The organism is Arthrobacter sp. 05N425 (assembly GCF_056397125.1).
Genome location: NZ_JBFTMU010000018.1, coordinates 18,828 through 39,333, shown reverse-complemented (window position 1 = coordinate 39,333; position 20,506 = coordinate 18,828). Strand labels below are relative to the sequence as shown.

At 67.7% G+C, this 20,506-nt stretch carries 19 protein-coding genes and 1 rRNA gene; 15 read left to right on the top strand and 5 right to left on the bottom strand.

Annotated features, from left to right (window positions below; genetic code table 11):
- The 11 genes from rrf to AC1DGE_RS16025 all read left to right on the top strand — a co-directional run.
- Window positions 1-81: ribosomal RNA gene (rrf, locus tag AC1DGE_RS16075) — 5S ribosomal RNA — on the top strand; the annotation flags it as partial.
- 1,286 nt (window positions 82-1,367) lie between these two features.
- Entirely contained in the window at window positions 1,368-2,423 is a 1,056-nt protein-coding gene (locus AC1DGE_RS16070) for a hypothetical protein (protein ID WP_476917790.1), read from the top strand.
- Between the two features lie 6 nt (window positions 2,424-2,429).
- Entirely contained in the window at window positions 2,430-3,422 is a 993-nt protein-coding gene (locus tag AC1DGE_RS16065) for an HAD-IIA family hydrolase (protein ID WP_441418929.1), read from the top strand.
- 10 nt (window positions 3,423-3,432) lie between these two features.
- Window positions 3,433-3,681: a hypothetical protein gene (locus tag AC1DGE_RS16060; RefSeq protein ID WP_441418928.1), complete on the top strand. Its 249-nt coding sequence runs from the start codon at window positions 3,433-3,435 to the stop codon at window positions 3,679-3,681.
- Window positions 3,678-4,502, top strand: coding sequence for a TlyA family RNA methyltransferase (locus AC1DGE_RS16055; RefSeq protein ID WP_441418927.1), 825 nt, complete (start codon window positions 3,678-3,680; stop codon window positions 4,500-4,502). The genes AC1DGE_RS16060 and AC1DGE_RS16055 overlap by 4 nt, the downstream gene beginning before the upstream one ends.
- A 22-nt stretch (window positions 4,503-4,524) precedes the next feature.
- Window positions 4,525-5,562 (top strand): NAD kinase, encoded by a 1,038-nt coding sequence (locus tag AC1DGE_RS16050; RefSeq protein WP_441418926.1) that lies wholly within the window; start codon window positions 4,525-4,527, stop codon window positions 5,560-5,562.
- Between the two features lie 3 nt (window positions 5,563-5,565).
- Window positions 5,566-7,302: a DNA repair protein RecN gene (gene recN, locus AC1DGE_RS16045; protein WP_441418925.1), complete on the top strand. Its 1,737-nt coding sequence runs from the start codon at window positions 5,566-5,568 to the stop codon at window positions 7,300-7,302.
- Window positions 7,303-7,375: 73 nt separating this feature from the next.
- On the top strand, window positions 7,376-9,142 hold the full coding sequence (locus AC1DGE_RS16040) for a CTP synthase (RefSeq protein ID WP_441418924.1): 1,767 nt from the start codon (window positions 7,376-7,378) through the stop codon (window positions 9,140-9,142).
- Window positions 9,143-9,169: 27 nt separating this feature from the next.
- Window positions 9,170-9,832, top strand: a complete 663-nt coding sequence (locus AC1DGE_RS16035; RefSeq protein WP_476917789.1) for an NUDIX domain-containing protein — start codon at window positions 9,170-9,172, stop codon at window positions 9,830-9,832.
- The gene (gene xerD, locus AC1DGE_RS16030; RefSeq protein ID WP_441418922.1) at window positions 9,832-10,857 is read left to right on the top strand and encodes a site-specific tyrosine recombinase XerD; all 1,026 of its coding nucleotides are present in this window, start codon (window positions 9,832-9,834) and stop codon (window positions 10,855-10,857) included. The genes AC1DGE_RS16035 and xerD overlap by 1 nt, the downstream gene beginning before the upstream one ends.
- Before the next feature lie 141 nt (window positions 10,858-10,998).
- The gene (locus AC1DGE_RS16025; RefSeq protein WP_476917788.1) at window positions 10,999-12,624 is read left to right on the top strand and encodes an HNH endonuclease signature motif containing protein; all 1,626 of its coding nucleotides are present in this window, start codon (window positions 10,999-11,001) and stop codon (window positions 12,622-12,624) included.
- Window positions 12,625-12,646: 22 nt separating this feature from the next.
- On the opposite strand, the gene AC1DGE_RS16020 is transcribed toward AC1DGE_RS16025, so the two are convergent.
- The gene (locus tag AC1DGE_RS16020; protein WP_476917787.1) at window positions 12,647-13,141 is read right to left on the bottom strand and encodes an N-acetyltransferase family protein; all 495 of its coding nucleotides are present in this window, start codon (window positions 13,139-13,141) and stop codon (window positions 12,647-12,649) included.
- 118 nt (window positions 13,142-13,259) lie between these two features.
- Here AC1DGE_RS16020 and AC1DGE_RS16015 point away from each other — a divergent pair, with 118 nt between their 5' ends.
- The 4 genes from AC1DGE_RS16015 (at window position 13,260) to AC1DGE_RS16000 (ending at window position 16,119) form a co-directional block, all read left to right on the top strand.
- Window positions 13,260-13,763: an RNA polymerase sigma factor gene (locus tag AC1DGE_RS16015; protein ID WP_441418919.1), complete on the top strand. Its 504-nt coding sequence runs from the start codon at window positions 13,260-13,262 to the stop codon at window positions 13,761-13,763.
- 2 nt (window positions 13,764-13,765) lie between these two features.
- Window positions 13,766-14,557, top strand: coding sequence for a hypothetical protein (locus AC1DGE_RS16010; protein WP_476917786.1), 792 nt, complete (start codon window positions 13,766-13,768; stop codon window positions 14,555-14,557).
- Between the two features lie 32 nt (window positions 14,558-14,589).
- Window positions 14,590-15,090 carry an NUDIX domain-containing protein gene (locus AC1DGE_RS16005; protein WP_441418917.1) on the top strand — a complete coding sequence of 167 codons (501 nt, stop codon included), beginning with the start codon at window positions 14,590-14,592 and terminating at the stop codon, window positions 15,088-15,090.
- 159 nt (window positions 15,091-15,249) lie between these two features.
- Complete coding sequence (locus AC1DGE_RS16000) at window positions 15,250-16,119, top strand: hypothetical protein (RefSeq protein ID WP_441418916.1); 870 nt, start codon at window positions 15,250-15,252, stop codon at window positions 16,117-16,119.
- Window positions 16,120-16,201: 82 nt separating this feature from the next.
- On the opposite strand, the gene AC1DGE_RS15995 is transcribed toward AC1DGE_RS16000, so the two are convergent.
- The 4 genes from AC1DGE_RS15995 to AC1DGE_RS15980 all read right to left on the bottom strand — a co-directional run bounded on the left by AC1DGE_RS15995 (window position 16,202) and on the right by AC1DGE_RS15980 (window position 20,478).
- The gene (locus AC1DGE_RS15995) at window positions 16,202-17,341 is read right to left on the bottom strand and encodes a bifunctional 2-methylcitrate synthase/citrate synthase (RefSeq protein ID WP_441418915.1); all 1,140 of its coding nucleotides are present in this window, start codon (window positions 17,339-17,341) and stop codon (window positions 16,202-16,204) included.
- 62 nt (window positions 17,342-17,403) lie between these two features.
- Complete coding sequence (gene prpB, locus AC1DGE_RS15990) at window positions 17,404-18,306, bottom strand: methylisocitrate lyase (protein WP_441418914.1); 903 nt, start codon at window positions 18,304-18,306, stop codon at window positions 17,404-17,406.
- Entirely contained in the window at window positions 18,306-19,826 is a 1,521-nt protein-coding gene (locus tag AC1DGE_RS15985) for an MmgE/PrpD family protein (protein WP_476917785.1), read from the bottom strand. The genes prpB and AC1DGE_RS15985 overlap by 1 nt, the downstream gene beginning before the upstream one ends.
- A 10-nt stretch (window positions 19,827-19,836) precedes the next feature.
- Window positions 19,837-20,478, bottom strand: a complete 642-nt coding sequence (locus AC1DGE_RS15980; protein WP_441418912.1) for a GntR family transcriptional regulator — start codon at window positions 20,476-20,478, stop codon at window positions 19,837-19,839.
- Window positions 20,479-20,506: the final 28 nt, after the last annotated feature.

Genomic DNA, 20,506 nt, shown 5'->3' with positions numbered 1-20,506 from the left:
ATCCCGAACCCGGAAGCTAAGACCCACAGCGCCGATGGTACTGCACCCGGGAGGGTGTGGGAGAGTAGGTCACCGCCGGACAACCATTACAGCCAGGCCCCGACACACAGTGTCGGGGCCTGAGCCTTTTAACACCCCAAACAGTGCCATTGAGAGGGATCAGCGGACACTTCCTCACCACCTGCGTGGTAGACGGGATCGCTCTCGCATAACTCTCCCGCGGTACCGGCAAGTACCCGACGAACCGTCCCGCAGCCCAAGCTGTGATGAGGCCCGGGTGAGCGCCGTCCGGCTGGGCTGTGAGACTTGACACCGCATCGGCCTAAAGCCCCGCTGCCGTTAGCCGGGTGCTGGCGTCTCGCCTAGAATTGATTGAGATGTACGGACTTCGAAGCGCTTGATTTCGGGTTGCGTAGCGAACGAAACACGGAAACAGAGCGGCTGCGATTGCGCCAGTGGTCAGCTCATAACAGGAGGAATCCAACATGGCTGAGCACAACGACGGCAACCGCGGCGGCAACGACCGCGGCAACTTTGGCGGGGGACGAAACTCTGGCGGCGGTGGATTCCGTGGTACGAGCAACTCCGGGGGTGATCCCCGCGGTTTCCGCGCCAGGGACGACCGTTCGGCCGGATCGAAGCCGGCTGGCGACCGGAAGCCGTTCAGCGGTGCCGGTGGCGACCGCGATCGTAGGCCTTTTGGCGACCGTCCGTCGCGTGAGGGCGGGGAGCGTCGCAGCTTCGATGCTGATCGTAATCGGAAGCCGTTCAGTGGTGGTGGCGATCGTGATCGGAAGCCGTTCAGTGGTGGTGGCGATCGTGATCGTAAGCCGTTCGGCGATCGTCCGTCGCGTGAGGGCGGGGAGCGTCGCAGCTTCGGCGCAGATCGTGATCGTAAGCCGTTCAGCGGTGGTGGCGATCGTGATCGGAAGCCGTTCACCGGTGCCGGTGGCGATCGTGATCGTAAGCCGTTTGGTGATCGTCCGTCGCGTGAGGGTGGGGAGCGTCGCAGCTTCGRCGCWGATCGTGATCGGAAGCCGTTCAGTGGTGGTGGCGATCGTGATCGTAAGCCGTTTGGTGATCGTCCGTCGCGTGAGGGCGGGGAGCGTCGCAGCTTCGGTGGCGACCGGGACCGTAAGCCGTTCASCGGTGCCGGCGGCGATCGTGATCGTAAGCCGTTTGGTGACCGTCCCTCGCGTGAGGGTGGGGAACGTCGCAGCTTCGGCGGCGACCGGGACCGTAAGCCGTTCAGTGGCGGGGATAATCGCAAGCCTTTCGGCAACCGCGAGGACCGTCCGGCTCGCAGCTTTGACCGCGCCGAGTCCGGTCCGCGCCAGTTCGGCCGTGACCGCGCCGAGGACCGCCCCGTGCGCGAGCCGAACGCCCGGGACCTGCGCAGCGCTAACCGCCCGGACCGTGAGCGTTCACCGCAGATCGACGAGGACGTCACCGGCAAAGAACTCGACCGGGCCACGCAGCACCAGATCAAGACCCTTGAAGACAACAGCGCCGAATGGGTGGCACGCCACCTCGTGATGGCCGGCCGCCTTCTTGATGAGGAGCCTGAGCTCGCCTTCCAGCACGCCCTGGCGGCGAGCCGCCGCGGCGGCCGCCTCGCAGCGGTCCGCGAAGCCGTTGGCCTGACTGCGTATGCTGCAGGACACTACGGTGAGGCGCTGCGGGAATTCCGCACCTACCGCCGGATCAGCGGATCCAACATGCACCTGCCGGTGATGGCCGACTGCGAGCGTGGCCTCGGCCGCCCGGATCGTGCCCTGGACATGGCCCGCTCCGAAGAGGCCAAGGACCTCGACGCTCCGGGCAAGGTGGAACTGGCGATCGTCGCGGCCGGCGCCCGTACCGACCTCGGCCAGCTCGACGCTGCGGTCTCCGAGCTCGAAATCGCGCAGCTGGACATCAACCGCGCGTTCTCCTACAGCCCGCGGCTCTTCCGCGCCTACGCCGATGCCTTGACGGCGGCCGGCCGCGACGCCGAAGCGGGGAAGTGGCAGCGCCAGGCCGTCGTCGCCGAGAAGGCCCTGGGCATGGGCGTTGACGAGGAACCGGACATCATCGACCTCGGTTGGGACGAGGAAGAGGAAGCCCGCGAGGAAAAGGAGCGCCGCCGGATCCTGCAGCAGCAGTCCGAGCAGCAGGCCGCCGGCGAGGCCGCACCCCGTGCCGCCGGTGCCGGAGCGGTGGCCGGCCTCCCGGAGACCGACGCGCCGCAGTCTGCTGTTCGCGATCTTGAAGCCGGCTCCGACGACGAAGAGCCCGACTTCTTCGAATCCGACGACGCCGAATCCGACGAGGATTCCGTGGAAGCCGACGAACTGGAAGCCGACGAACTGGAACCTGTGGAGTCGGAATCCAGTGACGCCGACGCCGGGGAGTCCCACTACTCGGAACGCGTCGAGGACTAGTCCGCAATGGCCGAAGCTGAGCTGATTTCCCGGTTCGACGCGCTCCTCGCCGATTTGGACGGCGTCGTCTATGCGGGCCCGCACGCCATTCCCGGCGCCGTGGAGTCGCTCCGCCGCCTCTCGGAAATCGGCGTCGGGCTGGGTTACGTAACGAACAACGCCTCCCGTTCGCCCGCGGAGGTTGCACAGCACCTGCGCGAGCTCGGCGCCCCTGCGGAGGAGCAGCAGGTGGTGAGTTCGCCACAGGCGGCCGGCGAACTGCTGGCCTCGCTGCTGCCTGCCGGTGCCCGCGTCCTGATCACCGGTGGCGAGGCGCTGGCCCGCGAAATCGAACTCGCAGGGCTAGTGCCGGTCCGCAGTGAGGCCGAGGATCCCGTCGCCGTCGTGCAGGGCTTTCACCCGGATCTGGGCTGGAAGGACCTCGCGGAGGCATCTTACGTCGTTGCGGCCGGCGCCCTTTGGGTGGCCACCAATACGGACATGTCCATTCCGCAGGCCCGCGGTATGGCGCCCGGCAACGGCACACTGGTTGCCGCCGTCGCCGCCGCCACCGGCCGGCAACCGCTCGTCGCGGGCAAGCCCGAAGCGCCGCTGTTCCACGCTGCCGCCAAGCGCCTGGCGGCCGACCGCCCGCTGGTGGTCGGAGACCGGCTGGACACGGACATCCTCGGCGGCAACAACGCCGGCTTCGCGACGGTGGCCGTGCTGACCGGTGTGGACACGAGGGAATCCATCCTCACCGCGCGCACCATGGAACGCCCCACTTTCGTGATCAATGACCTCACCGACCTCTACCGCCCCTACCCGGCGGTGGAGCGCGACGCCGAGGGACGCTACCGTTGCGGAGCGGCTTCGGCGCTCGTCGAGGGGACCACGGTGCGCGTCAGCGGGGATCCCGCGGACCTCGACTCGTGGCGTGCAGCCTGTGCCGCCTGGTGGGCTGCGAACCCCGAAACTGCAACCGCCCTGGCGCCCGGCCTCGAGTGGCTGGATCACTAGACTGGAGAGCATGACCGAGCAAAGTTCTTCCACCGATGCCGATTTGGAAAGCGCTGACGCCCGGATCGACTGGCCTGCGCCCGCCGACGCCGCTGCTGTAGACGATCCGGCCGTAGATGCCTTGCTGGTGCGCCTGAACGCGCTGCCGGAGCTGCCGGTCGCGGACCACGGCGAGGTCTACGCCGGCCTGCACGACGAGCTGGCGGCAGCCCTCAACGAGGACGTGACCGGACAGCGTGCGGGGGACTCCCCGCAATGACCAGGCTTGATCAGGCCCTCGTCAGCCGCGGGCTGGCAAGGTCCCGCACCCATGCCGCGCGCCTGATCGGCGAGGGCAAGGTCAGCTCTGGAGGCGAAGTGCTCGCCAAGGCCTCCTTCCAGGTCCAGGACGGCATGGCCCTTGATGTCGCCGCCACCAGCGAGGACGACTACGTCAGCCGCGCGGCCCACAAACTGGCCGGCGCCCTGGATGCCTTTCCCGACGTCGAGGTTTCCGGCAAGCGCTGCCTCGACGCCGGAGCCTCCACCGGCGGCTTCACCGAGGTGCTGCTTCGGCGCGGCGCCGCGCATGTCGTCGCCGTCGACGTCGGGCATGACCAGCTGGTACCGCAAATCCGCAACGACGCGCGGGTCTCGGTCCACGAAGGGCTCAACGTCCGCTACATGACCCCGGAAATGATCGGCGGCCCGGCGGCGCTGACCGTGGCGGACCTGTCGTTCATCTCGCTGACCCTCGTGGTGGCGCCCCTCGCGGCGTGCACCGAGCCCGGCGGGGACCTGGTCCTGATGGTCAAGCCGCAATTCGAGATCGGCAAGGACCGGCTGGGCCGCACCGGCGTGGTCACCTCCGTGCGGGAACGCCGCATGGCCGTCGCCAAGGTGGCGTCCGCGGCGATGGACGCAGGCCTGGACCTGGCGGGCCTCGCGCAGAGTCCGCTGCCCGGCCAGGACGGAAACGTGGAGTACTTCCTGTGGATAAAACGCGGGATCCGGACAGACCTGCCTAAGATCGAGGAGCGGGACGCAGCCGTTGCTGCGTTACTCGGAACGATCTGGCCAGAGCAGCACGAGAAGCACTAGAAGCACTAGAAGGCGGAACCCGATGAGCAGGCGTGTCCTCATCCTTGCCCACACCGGCCGCGAGGAATCCCTCAAGGCCGCTTGGGAAGCGTGCGCCCAGCTGCATGCCTCCGGCCTCGTCGCGGTGATGCAGAAATCCGAGCTCGCCGACATGGTCAGGTTCTTCGGCCGGCTGGACCAGCCCGTCGAGGTCCTGCACGACCACGTCAAACTGCCCGACGTCGAACTCGTCATGGTGCTCGGCGGTGACGGCACTATCCTGCGCGCCGCGGAGCTGGTCCGCGAGGTGGACGTGCCGCTGCTCGGCGTCAACCTCGGCCACGTCGGCTTCCTCGCTGAGAGCGAGCGGGCGGACCTGGCCCAGACCGTGGAGTGGATCGCCAGCCGCCAGTACACGGTGGAGGAGCGGATGACCATCGATGTGCAGGTGTGGGTCCGAGGGCAGAAGATCTGGCACACCTGGGCGCTGAACGAGGCCGCCATCGAAAAAGGCAACCGTGAACGGATGCTCGAGGTGGTCACCGAGGTAGACGAACGCCCGCTCACCTCCTTCGGCTGCGACGGCGTCGTCCTTGCCACCCCCACCGGCTCCACCGCTTACGCGTTCTCCGCCGGCGGCCCCGTGGTGTGGCCCGAGGTCGAGGCGCTGCTGATCGTGCCGATCAGTGCCCACGCCCTCTTCGCCAAGCCGCTCGTGGTCTCGCCCAGGTCCCGGCTGGCCGTCGAAATCCTGAACCGCACCGACGCCCAGGGCGTGCTGTGGTGCGACGGCCGGCGCTCCGTGGACCTGCCGCCGGGAGCCCGCGTGGAAGTGACCCGCTCGGCCACGCCGGTAAGGCTGGCCCGCACCCACCAGACCCCGTTCTCCGGACGCCTGGTCCGCAAGTTCGAGCTCCCCATCCAGGGCTGGCGCGGTCCGGTGCCGCAGACCGACACCATCCACACCGGGCCCCTGCCGGTGGTGCGCACCCCGCGGCCCAGCCGCGCGCTGCCCACGCCCCGTCATGCGGGCCCCGGCGCGGATCCGGAAGCACCAACTGATCCCTCGACTGTGAAGTGACCCATGCTTGAAGAACTGAGAATCCGCGACCTCGGCGTCATCACCGACGCGACGCTGCCGCTGGGCCCCGGCCTGAGCGTGGTGACCGGCGAGACCGGCGCCGGTAAGACGATGGTGGTCACCGCCGTCGGCCTCCTGCTCGGCGCAAGGTCCGACGCCGGCGCCGTCCGCAGCGGGGCGAAAAGCGCCTCCGCGGAAGCCGTGCTGAAGCTCGACGCCGGGCACGCTGCGATCAGCCGGGCACGCGAGGCCGGAGCCGAGGTCGAGGAGTTCGACGGCGGCGCCGAACTGCTGCTCGCCCGGAGCGTKGGTGCCGACGGGCGTAGCCGCGCCTACCTCGGCGGCCGCGCCGCGCCGGTCGGAGTCCTCGCCGAGATCGGCGGGACGCTGGTGGTGGTCCACGGTCAGTCGGACCAGATCAGGCTCAAGAGCCCGGTGGCGCAGCGCGAAGCCCTGGATAAGTTTGCGGGGGAGGGCCTGGCCGGTTCCCTGGCCGCCTACCAGGAGCTGCACGGGCACTGGAAGGCCAGCCAGGCCGAGCTGGACGAACTCCGCAGTGCCGCCCGCGAACGGCTGCGCGAGGCGGAATCCCTCGAGGCAGCCCTTGCCGAGATCGACGCCGTCGACCCACAGCCCGGCGAGGACGAATCGCTGAAAGCGGAGGCCGTCAAGCTCGCCAACGTCGAAGAGCTCCGAATCGCAGCCAGCACCGCCCATCAGGCCCTCATCTCCGAGGACTTCGGCGAGGACGCCGATGCCACCACGCTGGTGGACGCCGCAAAGCGCACCCTGGAGCACGTCGCGGAACACGACGGCGAACTGGGCTCTGCCGCCGCCCGGCTGGCGGAGGTGGGCTTCCTGCTCAACGACATCGCCGGCGACCTGGCCAGCTACCAGGCCTCCCTCGACACTGAGGGGCCGGAACGCCTGGCCGAGATCGAGGACCGGCGCGCCGCGCTGGCCAAGCTGGTGCGTAAGTACGCCCCCAGCATCGACGAGGTGTTGCTCTGGGCGGAGCAGGCCCGGGCCCGTTTCGAAGAGCTCCAGGACGACTCCACCCGGATCGAGGCGCTGGACGCCGAGGTCGCCCGCTCCGAGGCCGACCTCCGCAAGCAGGCCGCGGCCATCAGCAAGACCCGGAAGAAGGCCGCCAAGGACCTCTCAGCCCGGGTCAGCGCCGAGCTGACCGCGCTGGCCATGGCCGACGCCACCCTGGTCATCAATGTGGACCCCGGTGAGCAGCTGGGCCCGTTCGGCACCGACGAGATTTCCTTCCTGCTGCAGCCCCACTCCGGCGCGCCGGCCCGGCCGCTGGGCAAGGGTGCGTCCGGCGGTGAGCTCTCCCGCGTGATGCTCGCCATCGAAGTGGTGCTGGCCGCCGTCGACCCGGTACCGACGTTCGTCTTCGACGAGGTCGACGCCGGCGTCGGCGGCCGCGCCGCCGTCGAGATCGGCCGCCGGCTGGCCATGCTCGCCCGGCATGTCCAGGTCCTCGTGGTCACCCACCTGCCGCAGGTGGCGGCCTTCGCCGACCAGCACATCCGGGTCACCAAGACCTCGGTGCGCGGGGCCGACGGCGCGACGGCGACCGGCTTCACCTCCAGCGATGTCCAGCTGCTGGACGAGGCGGAACGGGTCCGCGAGCTGGCCCGCATGCTCGCCGGGCAGGAAGACTCCGAATCGGCCCGGGCACACGCGCAGGAACTGCTGGACGACGCGAAGCTGCTGCCGCAGGCCTGATCGATCTTCCGGCGCGCCGGGACTGGGATGACCATCACAGCGGTGATTTATCGACCCTAGGACGGCCGAATTGATGATAGGCTCAAATTCCGTGGTGCAGCGATCAAATTCCCGTGTAAATTCCCGGTTCCCGGGCTCGTCCAAGACGACCAAACACATCTTCGTAACCGGTGGTGTGGCGTCCTCGCTCGGTAAGGGACTGACGGCTTCGAGCCTCGGTCACCTCCTGCGGGCACGCGGCCTGTCTGTAACAATGCAAAAGCTCGATCCCTATCTGAACGTGGATCCGGGCACGATGAATCCCTTCCAGCACGGCGAGGTCTTCGTGACCGACGACGGCGCCGAGACGGACCTCGACATCGGCCACTACGAGCGCTTCCTCGATGAAAACCTTGAGGGCTCGGCCAACGTCACGACCGGCCAGGTGTACTCCACGGTCATTGCCAAGGAGCGCCGCGGCGAGTACCTCGGCGACACCGTCCAGGTCATCCCGCACATCACCGATGAGATCAAGCGCCGCATGCGGCTCCCCGCCGAGGGCAAGAACGCTCCGGACGTCATCATCACCGAAATCGGCGGCACCGTTGGCGACATCGAATCCCAGCCGTTCCTCGAGTCCGCACGCCAGGTCCGCCAGGACGTCGGCCGGAACAACGTGTTCTTCCTGCACGTCTCCCTCGTGCCCTACATCGGGCCCTCGCAGGAACTGAAGACCAAGCCGACGCAGCACTCCGTCGCTGCGCTGCGCTCCATCGGTATCCAGCCCGAGGCGATCGTGATCCGCTCCGACCGCGAGGTCCCGCAGGCCATGCGCGACAAGATCGGCCGGATGTGCGACGTCGACATCGACGCCGTGATCGGCTGCCCGGACGCACCGAGCATCTACGACATCCCCAAGACCCTGCACTCCCAGGGCCTGGACTCCTACATCGTCCGCGCCCTGGACCTGCCGTTCAAGGACGTCGACTGGACCAGCTGGGACAAGCTCCTCGAAGCCGTCCACAACCCCAAGCATGAGGTTGAGATTGCCCTCGTGGGCAAGTACATCGACCTGCCGGACGCCTACCTGTCCGTGACCGAAGCACTGCGTGCCGGCGGCTTCGCAAACGACACCAAGGTCAAGATCCGCTGGGTCCCCTCGGACGAATGCGAAACCCACGACGGTGCCGTCAAGTCCCTGGCCGGCGTGGACGCGATTTGCGTCCCTGGCGGCTTCGGCATCCGCGGCCTTGAGGGCAAGCTCGGCGCCCTGAAGTACGCCCGCGAAACCAAGCTCCCGGTGCTGGGCCTGTGCCTGGGCCTGCAGTGCATGGTGATCGAGTACGCCCGCAACGTGGTCGGCCTGGAGGGCGCCTCCTCGTCCGAGTTCGAACCGGACTCTAAGTACCCGGTCATCGCCACGATGGAAGAGCAGCTCGACATCGTCGACGGCAAGGGCGACCTGGGCGGCACCATGCGCCTGGGCCTGTATGAGGCGAAGCTGGACGAGGGTTCGGTCATCGCCGAGACCTACGGCACCACTACGGTCAGCGAACGCCACCGGCACCGCTACGAGGTCAACAACAAGTACCGCGAGCAGATCGCTGCCCAGGGCCTCGTCTTCTCCGGAACTTCGCCGGACGGCAAGCTGGTCGAGTACGTCGAGCTTCCCCGTGAAGTCCACCCGTACTACGTGGCCACGCAGGCGCACCCGGAGCTGAGCTCACGGCCCACCCGCCCGCACCCGCTGTTCGCCGGGCTGGTCAAGGCTGCCCTGGACCGCCAGCACGGCGCGGGCCAGCCTGCCGCTGCCACTGGCAAGGCTGCGGCCGCCAAGTCGACTCCGGCAGAGTCAAAGTAACTCCCAACTGAATCAAAGGACGGCGCGATGCCCGGTCAGTCTGAGACCCCCAATGCTGCACGGCAGGTTTCGGATGAGCCGAGCCCGCGCCGTCTTTTGTCTTCCGAGAAGGTCTACGAAGGCCGGATCTGGGACGTTGTCAGCGACAGTTTCCAGCTGAGCGACGACGGCGAGCCACTGGTCCGTGATTACATCGACCACCCCGGTGCGGTGGCCGTGTTGCCGATGAACGACGACGGCGAGATCCTGCTGATCAAGCAGTACCGGCACCCGGTGGGCATGGCCCTTTGGGAAATCCCCGCCGGGCTGMTCGACGTCGAGGGCGAGGACTTCGTGGCCGGGGCAGCCCGGGAGCTCGCCGAGGAATCGGACTTGGTGGCCGGGACGTGGAACGTGCTGGCGGACTTCTTCAACTCACCCGGTTCCTCCAGCGAAGCCATCCGCATCTACCTGGCCCGGGACCTGAGCGACGTCCCCGGCCACGAACTGCACGTCCGCACCGACGAGGAAGCGGAAATCGAGCTGCACTGGATCCCGCTCGACGCGGCTGTCTCGGCGGTGCTGGACGGACGGCTGCACAACCCCTCCGCCGTCGTCGGAATCCTCGCCGCCGCCGCGGCCCGGTCCGACGGGTTCCAGGGACTCCGCCCGGCCGACGCGCCGTGGCCGGCCCACCCCAGCCAGCGCTGATGACCGGACTGCTGGCGGCCGAACCTCCCGCCGCTGAACCTCCTGCCGCTGTCGAGCCCGCGGCGAAGCCGGCGCCCGCCCGCCCGCTGACCGCCGTCGACCGCGCCATCACCGACTACCTGCAGCACATGGGGGTTGAGCGCGGACTGGCCGCGAACACCCTCTCCGCTTACCGACGCGACCTGGCGCGCTACGCCCGGCACCTCGCCAGGGCCGGCCGCCAGCGCCCGGAGGAGATCACCCGACGCGACGTGACCGGCTTCGTGCAGGCGCTCTCCGACGGGTCCGACGGCGGTTCCGCCCTCGGTGTGCGCTCGGCCGCCCGCACGGTTGTGGCGGTTCGCGGGCTGCACAAGTTCTGGGCGCTGGAAGGTGTCACGCCCGCCGACCCGGCCAGCGATGTGCACCCGCCGATGCCCGGAAAGCGGCTGCCCAAGGCCATCACGGTCGATGAGGTGACCCGCATCCTGGAAGCGGCCGGGACCGACACTGCGACCGGACTGCGCGACCGCGCCCTGCTCGAGTTCCTGTATTCCACCGGGGCGCGCATCAGCGAGGCCGTAGGCCTCGACGTCGACGACATCTCGCTCCAAGGGGACGACGAGCCCGGCCCGGCGATTGTCCGGCTGTTCGGCAAGGGCTCCAAGGAGCGCTTGGTGCCGCTGGGATCCTACGGAGCACGCGCCCTGGACGCCTACCTGGTCCGCGGCCGGCCGCTGCTGGCCGCCAAGGGCAAAGGCACCCCGGCCCTCTTCCTGAACGCCCGGGGCGGCCGGATCAGCCGCCAAAGCGCCTGGACCATCCTCAAAGCCGCGGCCGAGAAGGCCAACATCACCAAGGACGTTTCGCCCCACACCCTGCGGCACTCCTTCGCCACGCACCTGCTCGAGGGCGGGGCGGATGTCCGCGTTGTGCAAGAGCTGTTGGGCCACGCGTCCGTAACCACCACACAGGTCTACACCCTGGTCACCGCTGACACGCTGCGCGAGATCTACGCCGCCGCGCATCCGAGAGCGCTGGGGTAGACCTGATCTGCTTGGCCTGCTTGGCCTGCTTGGCCTGCTTGGCCTGCTTGGCCTGCCGGGCGTGCGGCGGGCAGCTTACCGGCCGGCAGGATGCGACGCACCGCCATCAATAATGTCGGTGCTCGTTCGTAGGCTGGGGGTATGAAAAGCGGAGTGGCTTTCAACGCGCAGACTGGTGAGGCCCTGGCAGCCGTTGCCGACTCTGTCGTTGCGCTGGCTGCCGTCATAAGCGACGGCGAAGAGCATACCGATCCGCTGCGGGCCTTGGTCGATGGTTGCCTGGACGGTCTGGCCGAGGTGGCCCGGACAGAGGCACTGAAGGTCAGGCTCGCAGCGGCTTACCTGCAGGCCGCAGAAGCCCTGGCACAGCCCGCGGCGACGCCGCGGGATTCGACAGCGCAGGAGATGGCCGTGGTAGCCGAGGTCGCGTGTGTGCTTTCCGTGAGCGAACGCAGCGCCGGAGCCCTCCTGCACGAAAGCCGGGCACTCACGACGTCGTTGCCTCTAACCCTGGCAGCCTTGCAGGCCGGAACGATCTCGTGGCAGCACGCCCGGATCATGGTCGACGAAGCCGAGGGCCTGGATCCCGCCGGGGCGGCGGCGCTGGAGACCCACTTCCTGGACCCGGAGGCACCAGATCCGGCGCGTGGATGCCCGGCCGGGGAGTTGGCGCCGGGCCGGTTTCGGGCCAGGGCCCGTAGCTGGCGCGAACGCCACCACCCGGTCAGCGTAGAGTCGCGCCACACCAAGAGTTCGGGGGACCGGCGGGTCGAATACTGCCCGGACCGGGACGGGATGGCCTGGCTTTCGGCGTATCTTCCGGCCGACACGGCGGCCGGTATCTGGGAGCGGATCACCAGCGCGGCCCGGGCCCTGCAAAACCCTTCGGAGGTCCGGACCCTGAGCCAGCTCCGCGCGGACGTTGCCGCCACCTGGCTGCTGAGCAACGGGGGCGGCGAAGCGGGCGGCGGCGGGGGCGAGGCTGTGGCCGGGGATGTCCCGGCGCCGCGGGCACAGGTCCTGATCACGGTCCCGGCCCTCTCCCTGCTTGGAGCGACCGACGAACCTGCCATGCTGGACGGGCACGGACCGATCCCGCCGTCGATGGCCCGCCGCCTGGTCGCGGACGGCGCCGATTCGTTCTACCGGGTCCTTACCGACCCGCGCGACGGCGCCCCGCTGGAAATCGGCCGCACCAGCTACCGCGTCCCGAAGGCCCTGCGGCAGTGGCTGCGCCTGCGTGACGGCAAATGCCCGTTCCCGGGCTGCAACAACCTGTCCCTGGACAACGACGCGGACCACCTCCTGGCCTGGGCCGACGGCGGCACCACCGGGATCGACAACCTCGGCCAGCCCTGCCGCAAACACCACCGCCTCAAACACACCACCGCCTGGGCACCCACCCAAGCCAGCCAAGACCACCCGCCTGGCTGGACCTCACCAACCGGCCGGCACTACGCCAGCGAACACCAGGATTGGGAACCACCCCACTTGCCGACGCTCATTGCGGAGTCGGACATCCAGTCCCACCAAGGACTGCCCGGGCATACGGGATACGGGAGTGTACCCGCGCCGTTTCCAGAGGATCGTGCAGGCGAACATCTTGGACTGGAACTGCCGGAGGATCCCCTCCCGGACTGGTATGAATTTCCGGACTGGCATGAATTTAGGGTCGGGCACGAAATCCCTGCCGTTGAAGCAACCGACCCGGACTGGTCCTCGGCGATGGGAACCACGCTGGTAGGGCGCCTTCTCCAACCGGCCTGATCGACTAATCAACTAACGGTCCCTACCTCACCATGCGTGCGTCGACGATCTTTGGAGCCCCGGGGTCCCTCTGTTCCGTACCGTCGAAATCGAAGCCGTTGCGGCGATAGAACGCCACCGCACGGGGATTGTCCTTCGCGACCCACAGCATGGCCCCACCATCGCCCACGGTCGCATCCATCAAGGCCTGTCCCACCCCGGTGCCGTGGTGCTCCGCCAACACGTAAAGGCTGTACAGCTGCCGGTCGCGGGGGAGTTCCTGGCCCTTCGCGTCGAGGCTGGGACCAGCGAACGCGAAGCCGATGATCTGTCCTCTGCTCTCCGCGATTCTGATAGTCCATTCCACGCGGGGGTTCCCCAGGACCCTGTTCCACATCTGGTGTCGGCTCCGGACATGCTCCTCGGTGAAGAAGTCCTCAGGAAGTAAGCGTGAGTAGGTCTCCCGCCACGTGGCCACGTGCAGATCAGCGATCTCAAGTGCCTCGGGCAGCGCGGGTTCGCGCAAAGTGAAGGGCATCACGACATCCTGCCAGAATTTCCGCTCCTGAATGTTTTTAGTGGCCGATGTAAGAAAAAACCCGTCGCAGGACACTTAGTCTTCAGGAAGAAGTCATCCGATGTCCGGGGGAAGCACCATGTTGGCTGCCAAAGAGCAAGCGTTCATTGACCTGCACACGCAACATTCAGTGCGGGTCTACCGCTACATTGCCTGCCGGATCAGCGACCGGCACCGCGCCGAGGAACTGGCTGCGGATGTCTTCAGGATTGCCTGGGAAAAGCAGCTGCCGGAACCACCCGGTATTGGCTGGCTGCTGGCGACCGCCCGGAACGTGATCGGCAACGAATACAAGGGCCGCCGTCGCCGCCAGGAACTGGTCGATCGGCTGGAAGATGAGGCCCGCAGCCAGGTTCCAGGGCCGGACACTGAACAACGCGCCGCCGTAGCGGACGTTCTAGCGCGGTTGAGGGAGCGGGATCGCGAGGTCCTCATGCTCAGCTACTGGGACGAACTGAGCACCGCTGAACTGTCCCAGGCGCTGGGATGTTCTCCGTCCGCCGCTGCAGTCCGACTGCACCGGGCACGCCGGGCCTTCGCGAAGGCCGCGCCCACCCATCTCATGACCGAACGGAAGGACTAGCCATGGACCGCATCGAACAGCTCATGAAGGACGCCAAGCCGCGTGTCGGTGCACCGGGCGTGGCGCCGGGGAGCGATGCTGCCCGCTCTGCCGTCTTTTCTACGGATCCCAACATTGTCCAACTGGCCGGGCGCACACCCGCAGGGCGGACACCGGCACGACGCAAAACCGTCCGGGCCGCGGCGGCAACCGTGCTGGCCGCTGCTGCTGTCGTTGCCGCAGTGGTGATCGGCGGGAACCTGATGCCGCAATCGGCGCCCGGCCCTGCCCAGACCGGGGTCCCAACGGTGACCGCCTCCGCAAGCCCCGCATCGAGTCCTGCCGGCCCCTCACCAAGTTCGGCCACCTCGACGGCGCCCACGTCCACAGCCGCTCCCGCTCCAACGAGCGCCGCAGCTTTGAGCACCGGCGGCGTCGCGTGCACGCTGTCCAATATCGACCAGCAGCGCAATGACCAGACGCGTGCCATCAAGGCGATCCCCGCCGCCGAGCAGGCTTATTACACCGTGCTGGGCTGTGCTGACGGTTGGCTCGCCTACTCCATTTCCGATGATGGCGTCCGGGCGCTCAAGCTCGACGGCGGCAACGCGTGGTACAAGATTGCCAAGCTGCAAAACGGCCGTTTCCTCTGTGACGTTCGGCAGGAGTGGGCCTACGTCTTCAACTGGGAGTTCCAGGCGACGAACAACCAGGGACTCACCGCGCAGCAGGCCATGGACAAGGAATTCGCGGCCAAGGGAATTCCGGTCAAACTGCGGCCGAAGCTGGTCGGCGAGGGCCCGGCGGCCGGGTAACTTCGGTGCCGGCGGCTATTAGGCTGGAATACATGAACCTCACACCTGTGACCCTCTGCTTCCTGCTCCGCGACACGGCGGGCGGCGCGGAGGTGCTGCTGGGCCTGAAAAGGACCGGGTTCGGCGTCGGCAAGATCGTCGGCGTCGGCGGCCACGTCGAACCGGGGGAGAGCGACGCCGAGGCCGTGGTCCGCGAGGTCTGGGAAGAGGTCGGTGTCGTGGTGCTCCAGGAGGACCTGGTCCACGCCGGCAACGTCGAGTTCATCTTTCCCGCCCGGCCGGCATGGAACATGGCCTGCCGGCTCTTCACCACCCGGCGCTGGAACGGCGAACCCGCCGAAAGCGCGGAAATAACGCCCGAATGGTTCGGCGTCGGGGAGCTTCCGTTGCACCGCATGTGGCAGGATGCCGGGCACTGGCTACCACCGGCGCTGGCCGGCGAAACCATCGACGTCGTCGTGGTCCTCAACGAGGACAACGAAACGGTGGCGTCGATCCGCTACCCCTCCACGCAGAGGACCGCGCAGGGCTGAGGCCCGGCGCCCGCGACGAATATTTCCGCGACTCGAAACTCGGTGCGGGGAATGCCGCGGCTGGGCCGGTAGCCTAGGCTTCGAACATTGCTCAGCGGCGATCCAGGCACTTCCTTCGCTCGCCGGCAAGCGGCACACGGACCACATTGGGGGCAAGGCATGGATTCAAGCAAGCACGACCTTACGGGCGGGGAGTCCTACGACGACGAACAGCCGGCCGTAAACGGTACACGCCGCCGCTGGCCGCTGGCGGCTGCCGTCGTTATCGTCGCGCTGGCGGCCGTTGCCGGGGGCGTCGCCGTCGCCGGCAATATGCGGCCCGCCGACCCGGCCCCCGCTGCGGCCTCGACGGCGGCAGTATCCACGCCGACCGAATCCGCTACCGTCACGACGGAACCGTCGCCCACCGCCACGGCGTCGGAATCCGCGACGCCGTCGGCAACCACAGCGCCCGCAACGGACGGGACGGTCAGCGGAGTCACCAACGGGCGTTACGTCAGCGCTTCGGCCGGGGTCTCGTTCACCTTGCCTGACCGTTGGACGGTAGAGGAATCCACGGACCGGCCCGCCGAGTTCCCGGGGACCAAAATCATCGTCTTCAACGAAGCCAGGATGCAGGTGGCCGAGCTTTACCACGGCGCCACTGGTGCAGTCGGCGGCGCCTGCGGTCCGGGTCCCTACAAGATGACGGAACTCGACACAGCACCGGCCCTGGACACGCCGTGGGCCCAGGCCAGTGGAGTGCGGTTTTCCTACCGCGTCCTGGATATGCGGGCGGACGGCGGCGCCTTCGACTACCAGGTTGGACTGGTCGACAATGTGACCGGGCAAGTGAAGGACAGCTGCAAGATGTTCTCCTTCGTGTCCGGTGCGCCCAAGGGCACCCTGTCCTTTGCCGACCGCACCTTCCAAAGCCAGAGGAACGATGACCCCATCTTCAACTCGCTGGCGGAGGCCAAGGACTTTATGCGGAGCCCGGAGTACAAGAAGCTCAAGGCCATGATCCTCAGCCTGAGGATGCAGGGCTAGCCATAAAAAGCGCGGGCCGTCCAYCTGCAGGAGGTGGGCGGCCCGCGCTTTTTTGTTGCTCGCACTGGCTAAGTCATGCTGTCTACGGCACGTGGCGTTCCTCGACACCGTTGTATTCGCTCAGCGGGCGGATCAGCGAGTTCGAGTCCAGCTGCTCCATGATGTGCGCGGTCCAGCCGGTGATCCGGCTGGCGACGAACAGCGGAGTGAAGGTGGGGGTGTCGAATCCCATCAGGTGGTACGTCGGTCCGGCCGGGTAGTCGAGGTTCGGCTTGATCGCCTTCGCCTCATCCATCGCGGCCTCGAGTCCGTTGTAGAGCCCCAGCAGCTCCGGACGGCCGTAGTGCGCGATCATCTTGTCCAGGGCCGCCTTCATGGTGGGAACCCGGGAGTCGCCGTGCTTGTACACACGGTGGCCGAAGCCCATGACCTTCTTCTTGTGCGCCAGGGCATCTTCCATCCAGGCCTTCGCCCGCACCGCAGCCTCGTCGAGCGACTCCTCCTGCCGGATGCCGATCTCGTCGAAGGTGTGCATGACCGCCTCGTTCGCGCCGCCGTGCAGCGGCCCCTTCAGCGCCCCGATGGCGCCAGTCACGGCCGAGTGCAGGTCCGAGAGCGTGGAGGTGATTACCCGCGCCGTGAAGGTCGAGGCGTTGAAGGAGTGCTCGGCGTACAGGATCATCGAGACATTGAAGGCCTCCACTACTTCCTGGACCGGCTCCTCGCCGAAGGACATCCATAGGAAGTTGGCGGAATAGCCCAGGTCGTCACGGGGCTCCACCGCTGCCTGCCCGTGGCGACGGCGCTGGTCGTAGGCCACCACCGCCGGCATGGCGGCGAAGAGGTCCACGGCCTTGGCCATGTTGGCCTCCCGCGAGGAGTCCTCGGCGAGCGGGTGCCGGGCGCCCATCACCGACGCCGCGGTGCGGCAGACGTCCATGGGGTGCGAGGTGATCGGCAGCGCGTCGATGACCTGCTTGACGACCGGATCCAGGGCACGTCCCGCGCGCTCGGCGGCGGTGAACTCCGCCAGCTGCTCCGGCGTCGGCAGCTCGCCGTTCCAGAGCAGGTAGGCCACTTCCTCGAAACTGCACTTGGCGGCCAGCTCCTGGACGGGGTAGCCGCGGTAGAGCAGGGAATTGGTGTCCGGGTTGACCTTGGACACCGCGGTGTAGTCCACCACGACGCCGGCAAGGCCCTTTTTGATCTCATTTTCAGCCATGCTGAAACTCCTTTGTTCCTAACGCCTGTTGACCGGCCGGGGCCGGCAGTCCGGTGGGGGTGTCAGATGCCGGGGATCTGGAAATTGAAGACCCCGGTGTCAAAGCGGTTGTACGCCTCGTAGTCGACGAGGTCGTAGAGACGCGCACGGGTCAGCATGCTCGAAACCTGTGCCTCCTGGGTGCCGTCGGATTTGATCGATTCCAGAGTACGCTCAGCAGCGCCCATGGCACTACGGAGCAGCGTTACCGGGTAGATGACCATGTTGACGCCGACGCCGGCCAGCTCGTCGACCGTGAACAGCGCGCTCTTGCCGAACTCGGTCATGTTGGCCAGAATCGGCACGTCGACGGCGTCGCGGATGGCCTGGAACTCGCTGAGGTCCTTCATGGCTTCCGGGAAGATCGCGTCAGCGCCGGCTTCCACGAGGGCCTTGGCCCGCTGCTGCGCCGCCTCGAGCCCATCGGTGGCCCGGATGTCGGTCCGGGCCATGATCAGGAAGTTGGGATCCCGCCGGGCGTCGGCCGCGGCCCGGATCCGCTTGGTCGCGGTGTCGAGGTCCACAACGTTCTTACCGTCGAGGTGGCCGCAGCGCTTCGGGTTGAACTGGTCCTCGATGTGGCAGCCGGCCAGGCCCGCGTTCTCGAGCTCCTGGATGGTGCGTGCGACGTTCATCGGCTCGCCGAAACCGGTATCGGCGTCGACGATCGAGGGCAGGTCCGTCATCCGGGCGATCTGCCCGGCCCGGGTGGCCACCTCGGTGAGCGTGGTCAAGCCGATGTCCGGCAGGCCGAGGTCATTGGCGAGGACGGCGCCGGAGATGTACACCCCGGCGAATCCCTTTTCCTCGATCAGCCGGGCCGAGAGCGGGTTGAACGCACCCGGGAACTGCTGGATCGTTCCGGAAGCAAGCAGCTCCCGGAACCGGATCCGCTTCTGCTCCGGCGTGGTCTTCGAATACAGCATTAGAAGAGTCCCTTCGGGGCGGCTGCCAGGTCGATCACGCCGTCGGCTGCCTTGATGTTGAGCTGGTCGAGCTCGCCGGCGGCGAGTTCGGGAAGCCGCGCGGCGGCGGCCAGGAAGCGCTCGATCTCGTCCTCGGCCACGAGGCCGGCGGCGAGGGTGCGGAACTTGTTGACGTACTGCTCGCGGGCGAACGGCCGGGCGCCCAGCGGGTGCGCGTCGGCGACGGCGATCTGGTCGGTGATGACGGTGCCGTCCTTGAGCGTGATCTCCACGGAGCCGCCGAAGGCCTTCTCCGCGATGTCCAGCGAGTGGTAGCGGCGGGTCCATTCCGGATCCTCGACCGTGGTCACCTTGTGCCACAGCTCCACCGTGTCCGGGCGGCCTGCGCGCTCCGGGGCGTAGGAATCGACGTGGTGCCAGGCCCCGTCCTGCAGGGCCACCGTGAAGATGTACGGAATGGAGTGGTCCAGGGTTTCCCGGCTTGCCGTGGGGCTGTACTTCTGCGGGTCGTTGGCGCCGGAACCGATCACGTAGTGCGTGTGGTGGCTGGTCTTGATCAGCACGGACTCGACGTTGGCCGGGTCGGTGACCTCGGGGTGCTCGCCGTGCAGCTTGCGGGCCAGGTCAATCCACGCCTGTGCCTGGTACTCGGCGGAGTGTTCCTTGGTGTAGGTGTCCATGATGGCGCGCTTGGCTTCGCCGTCCTCGGGCAGCGGCACCGTGTAGTTGGCGTCGGGGCCATCGAGCATCCAGGCGATGACGCCGTCTTCACCTTCGTAGATCGGCACCGGGGAGGTCTGGCCGCGCATGGCACGGTCGGCGGATTCAACAGCCATCTTGCCGGCAAACGCGGGGGCGTGGGCCTTCCAGGTGGAGATCTCGCCCTTGCGGGACTGGCGGGTGGCGGTGGTGGTGTGCAGCGCCTGGCCGATGGACTGGAAGATGGTCTCGACGTCGAGGCCCAGCAGGGTGCCGATGCCGGCGGCGGCGGAGGGGCCCAGGTGCGCTACGTGGTCGATCTTGTGCTTGTGCAGGCAGATGGCCTTGACCAGGTTGACCTGAATCTCGTAGCCGGTGGCGATGCCGCGGATCAGGTCCTTGCCGCTGGAACCGACGTGCTGGGCGACGGCGAGGATCGGCGGGATGTTGTCGCCCGGGTGGGAGTAGTCCGCGGCCAGGAACGTGTCGTGGTAGTCGAGTTCGCGGACGGCGACGCCGTTGGCCCAGGCCGCCCATTCCGGAGCCACGCGCTCCTCGATGCCGAACACCTTCGAGCCCTTGCCGCCGGTGCTGGGACCGTGGGTAAGTGCCTGGGCGCGGGCGGCGACGATCGGGGCGCGGTTCAGGGAAGCGATGGCCACCGAAGCATTGTCGATGACGCGGTTGATCACCATGTCGGTGACCTCGTCGGAGACGGCGACGGGATCCGCGGCCACCTTGGCGATCTTGAAGGCGAGCTGGTCCTCGCGGGCCAGGTTTTCCTCGCTCTTGTAAACGCGGACGTGGTGTTCCTTAACCATGGTGCTCCTTCTAGTGAGGTACGTGGGTGGCTTTGACGTGGGAAAGGCTTCGGTGCAGATGCAGCGTGGTGGCGGCCTCGGCGAGCCGCGGGTTGCCGGCGGCGATGGCTTCGGCAATGGTGGCGTGCTCGGCGGCCGCTGCGGTGAGGCGCTCGGCGTCGTCGGCCGCCAGCCGGCGCACCCGGACCAGGTGAACGCGCAGGCTGCGCATGGCCTGGACCAGGTAGGAGTTGGAAATAGCGGCGTCGATGGCCGCGTCGAGCCGCCCGACCAGGCTGTAGTAGTCATGGCGTGCGGGGTCTGTGCCATTGATCAGCTCCGGCGCTCGCAGGAGCTCGCGACGCAGTTGCTCGAATGTCGCCGCATCGCCACGCTCGGCGGCCAGCGCCGCGGCCCTGCCTTCGAGGGTTTCGCGCAGTTCGAAGAGTTCGTCAATGTCCTCGAGGGAAATGTCGGTAACGACGACGCCGCGGCCGCCCGCCGTCGTCGTCAGCCCTTCCGCGCTGAGCCGGCTGAGGGCCTCGCGCAGCGGGGTCCGCGAGATGCCGAGCCGCTCGGACTGTTCGACCTCGGCGAGGACTGTTCCCGGCAGGAGACGCCACTCGATGATGTCGTCGCGCAGGGCGGCGTAGGCCTTGTCACTGGCGCGCATGATGGTCTCCTTCCTCGGCTGACCCGTC

Bases quoted from the DNA above. Each gene is read 5' to 3' on its own strand.
- AC1DGE_RS16065 (WP_441418929.1), top strand. From the start codon at position 2,430: ATGGCCGAAGCTGAGCTGATTTCCCGGTTCGACGCGCTCCTCGCCGAT.
- AC1DGE_RS16060 (WP_441418928.1), top strand. From the start codon at position 3,433: ATGACCGAGCAAAGTTCTTCCACCGATGCCGATTTGGAAAGCGCTGAC.
- AC1DGE_RS16055 (WP_441418927.1), top strand. From the start codon at position 3,678: ATGACCAGGCTTGATCAGGCCCTCGTCAGCCGCGGGCTGGCAAGGTCC.
- AC1DGE_RS16050 (WP_441418926.1), top strand. From the start codon at position 4,525: ATGAGCAGGCGTGTCCTCATCCTTGCCCACACCGGCCGCGAGGAATCC.
- AC1DGE_RS16040 (WP_441418924.1), top strand. From the start codon at position 7,376: ATGATAGGCTCAAATTCCGTGGTGCAGCGATCAAATTCCCGTGTAAAT.
- xerD (WP_441418922.1), top strand. From the start codon at position 9,832: ATGACCGGACTGCTGGCGGCCGAACCTCCCGCCGCTGAACCTCCTGCC.
- AC1DGE_RS16025 (WP_476917788.1), top strand. From the start codon at position 10,999: ATGAAAAGCGGAGTGGCTTTCAACGCGCAGACTGGTGAGGCCCTGGCA.
- AC1DGE_RS16020 (WP_476917787.1), bottom strand. From the start codon at position 13,141: ATGCCCTTCACTTTGCGCGAACCCGCGCTGCCCGAGGCACTTGAGATC.
- AC1DGE_RS16015 (WP_441418919.1), top strand. From the start codon at position 13,260: ATGTTGGCTGCCAAAGAGCAAGCGTTCATTGACCTGCACACGCAACAT.
- AC1DGE_RS16010 (WP_476917786.1), top strand. From the start codon at position 13,766: ATGGACCGCATCGAACAGCTCATGAAGGACGCCAAGCCGCGTGTCGGT.
- AC1DGE_RS16005 (WP_441418917.1), top strand. From the start codon at position 14,590: ATGAACCTCACACCTGTGACCCTCTGCTTCCTGCTCCGCGACACGGCG.
- AC1DGE_RS16000 (WP_441418916.1), top strand. From the start codon at position 15,250: ATGGATTCAAGCAAGCACGACCTTACGGGCGGGGAGTCCTACGACGAC.
- AC1DGE_RS15995 (WP_441418915.1), bottom strand. From the start codon at position 17,341: ATGGCTGAAAATGAGATCAAAAAGGGCCTTGCCGGCGTCGTGGTGGAC.
- prpB (WP_441418914.1), bottom strand. From the start codon at position 18,306: ATGCTGTATTCGAAGACCACGCCGGAGCAGAAGCGGATCCGGTTCCGG.
- AC1DGE_RS15985 (WP_476917785.1), bottom strand. From the start codon at position 19,826: ATGGTTAAGGAACACCACGTCCGCGTTTACAAGAGCGAGGAAAACCTG.
- AC1DGE_RS15980 (WP_441418912.1), bottom strand. From the start codon at position 20,478: ATGCGCGCCAGTGACAAGGCCTACGCCGCCCTGCGCGACGACATCATC.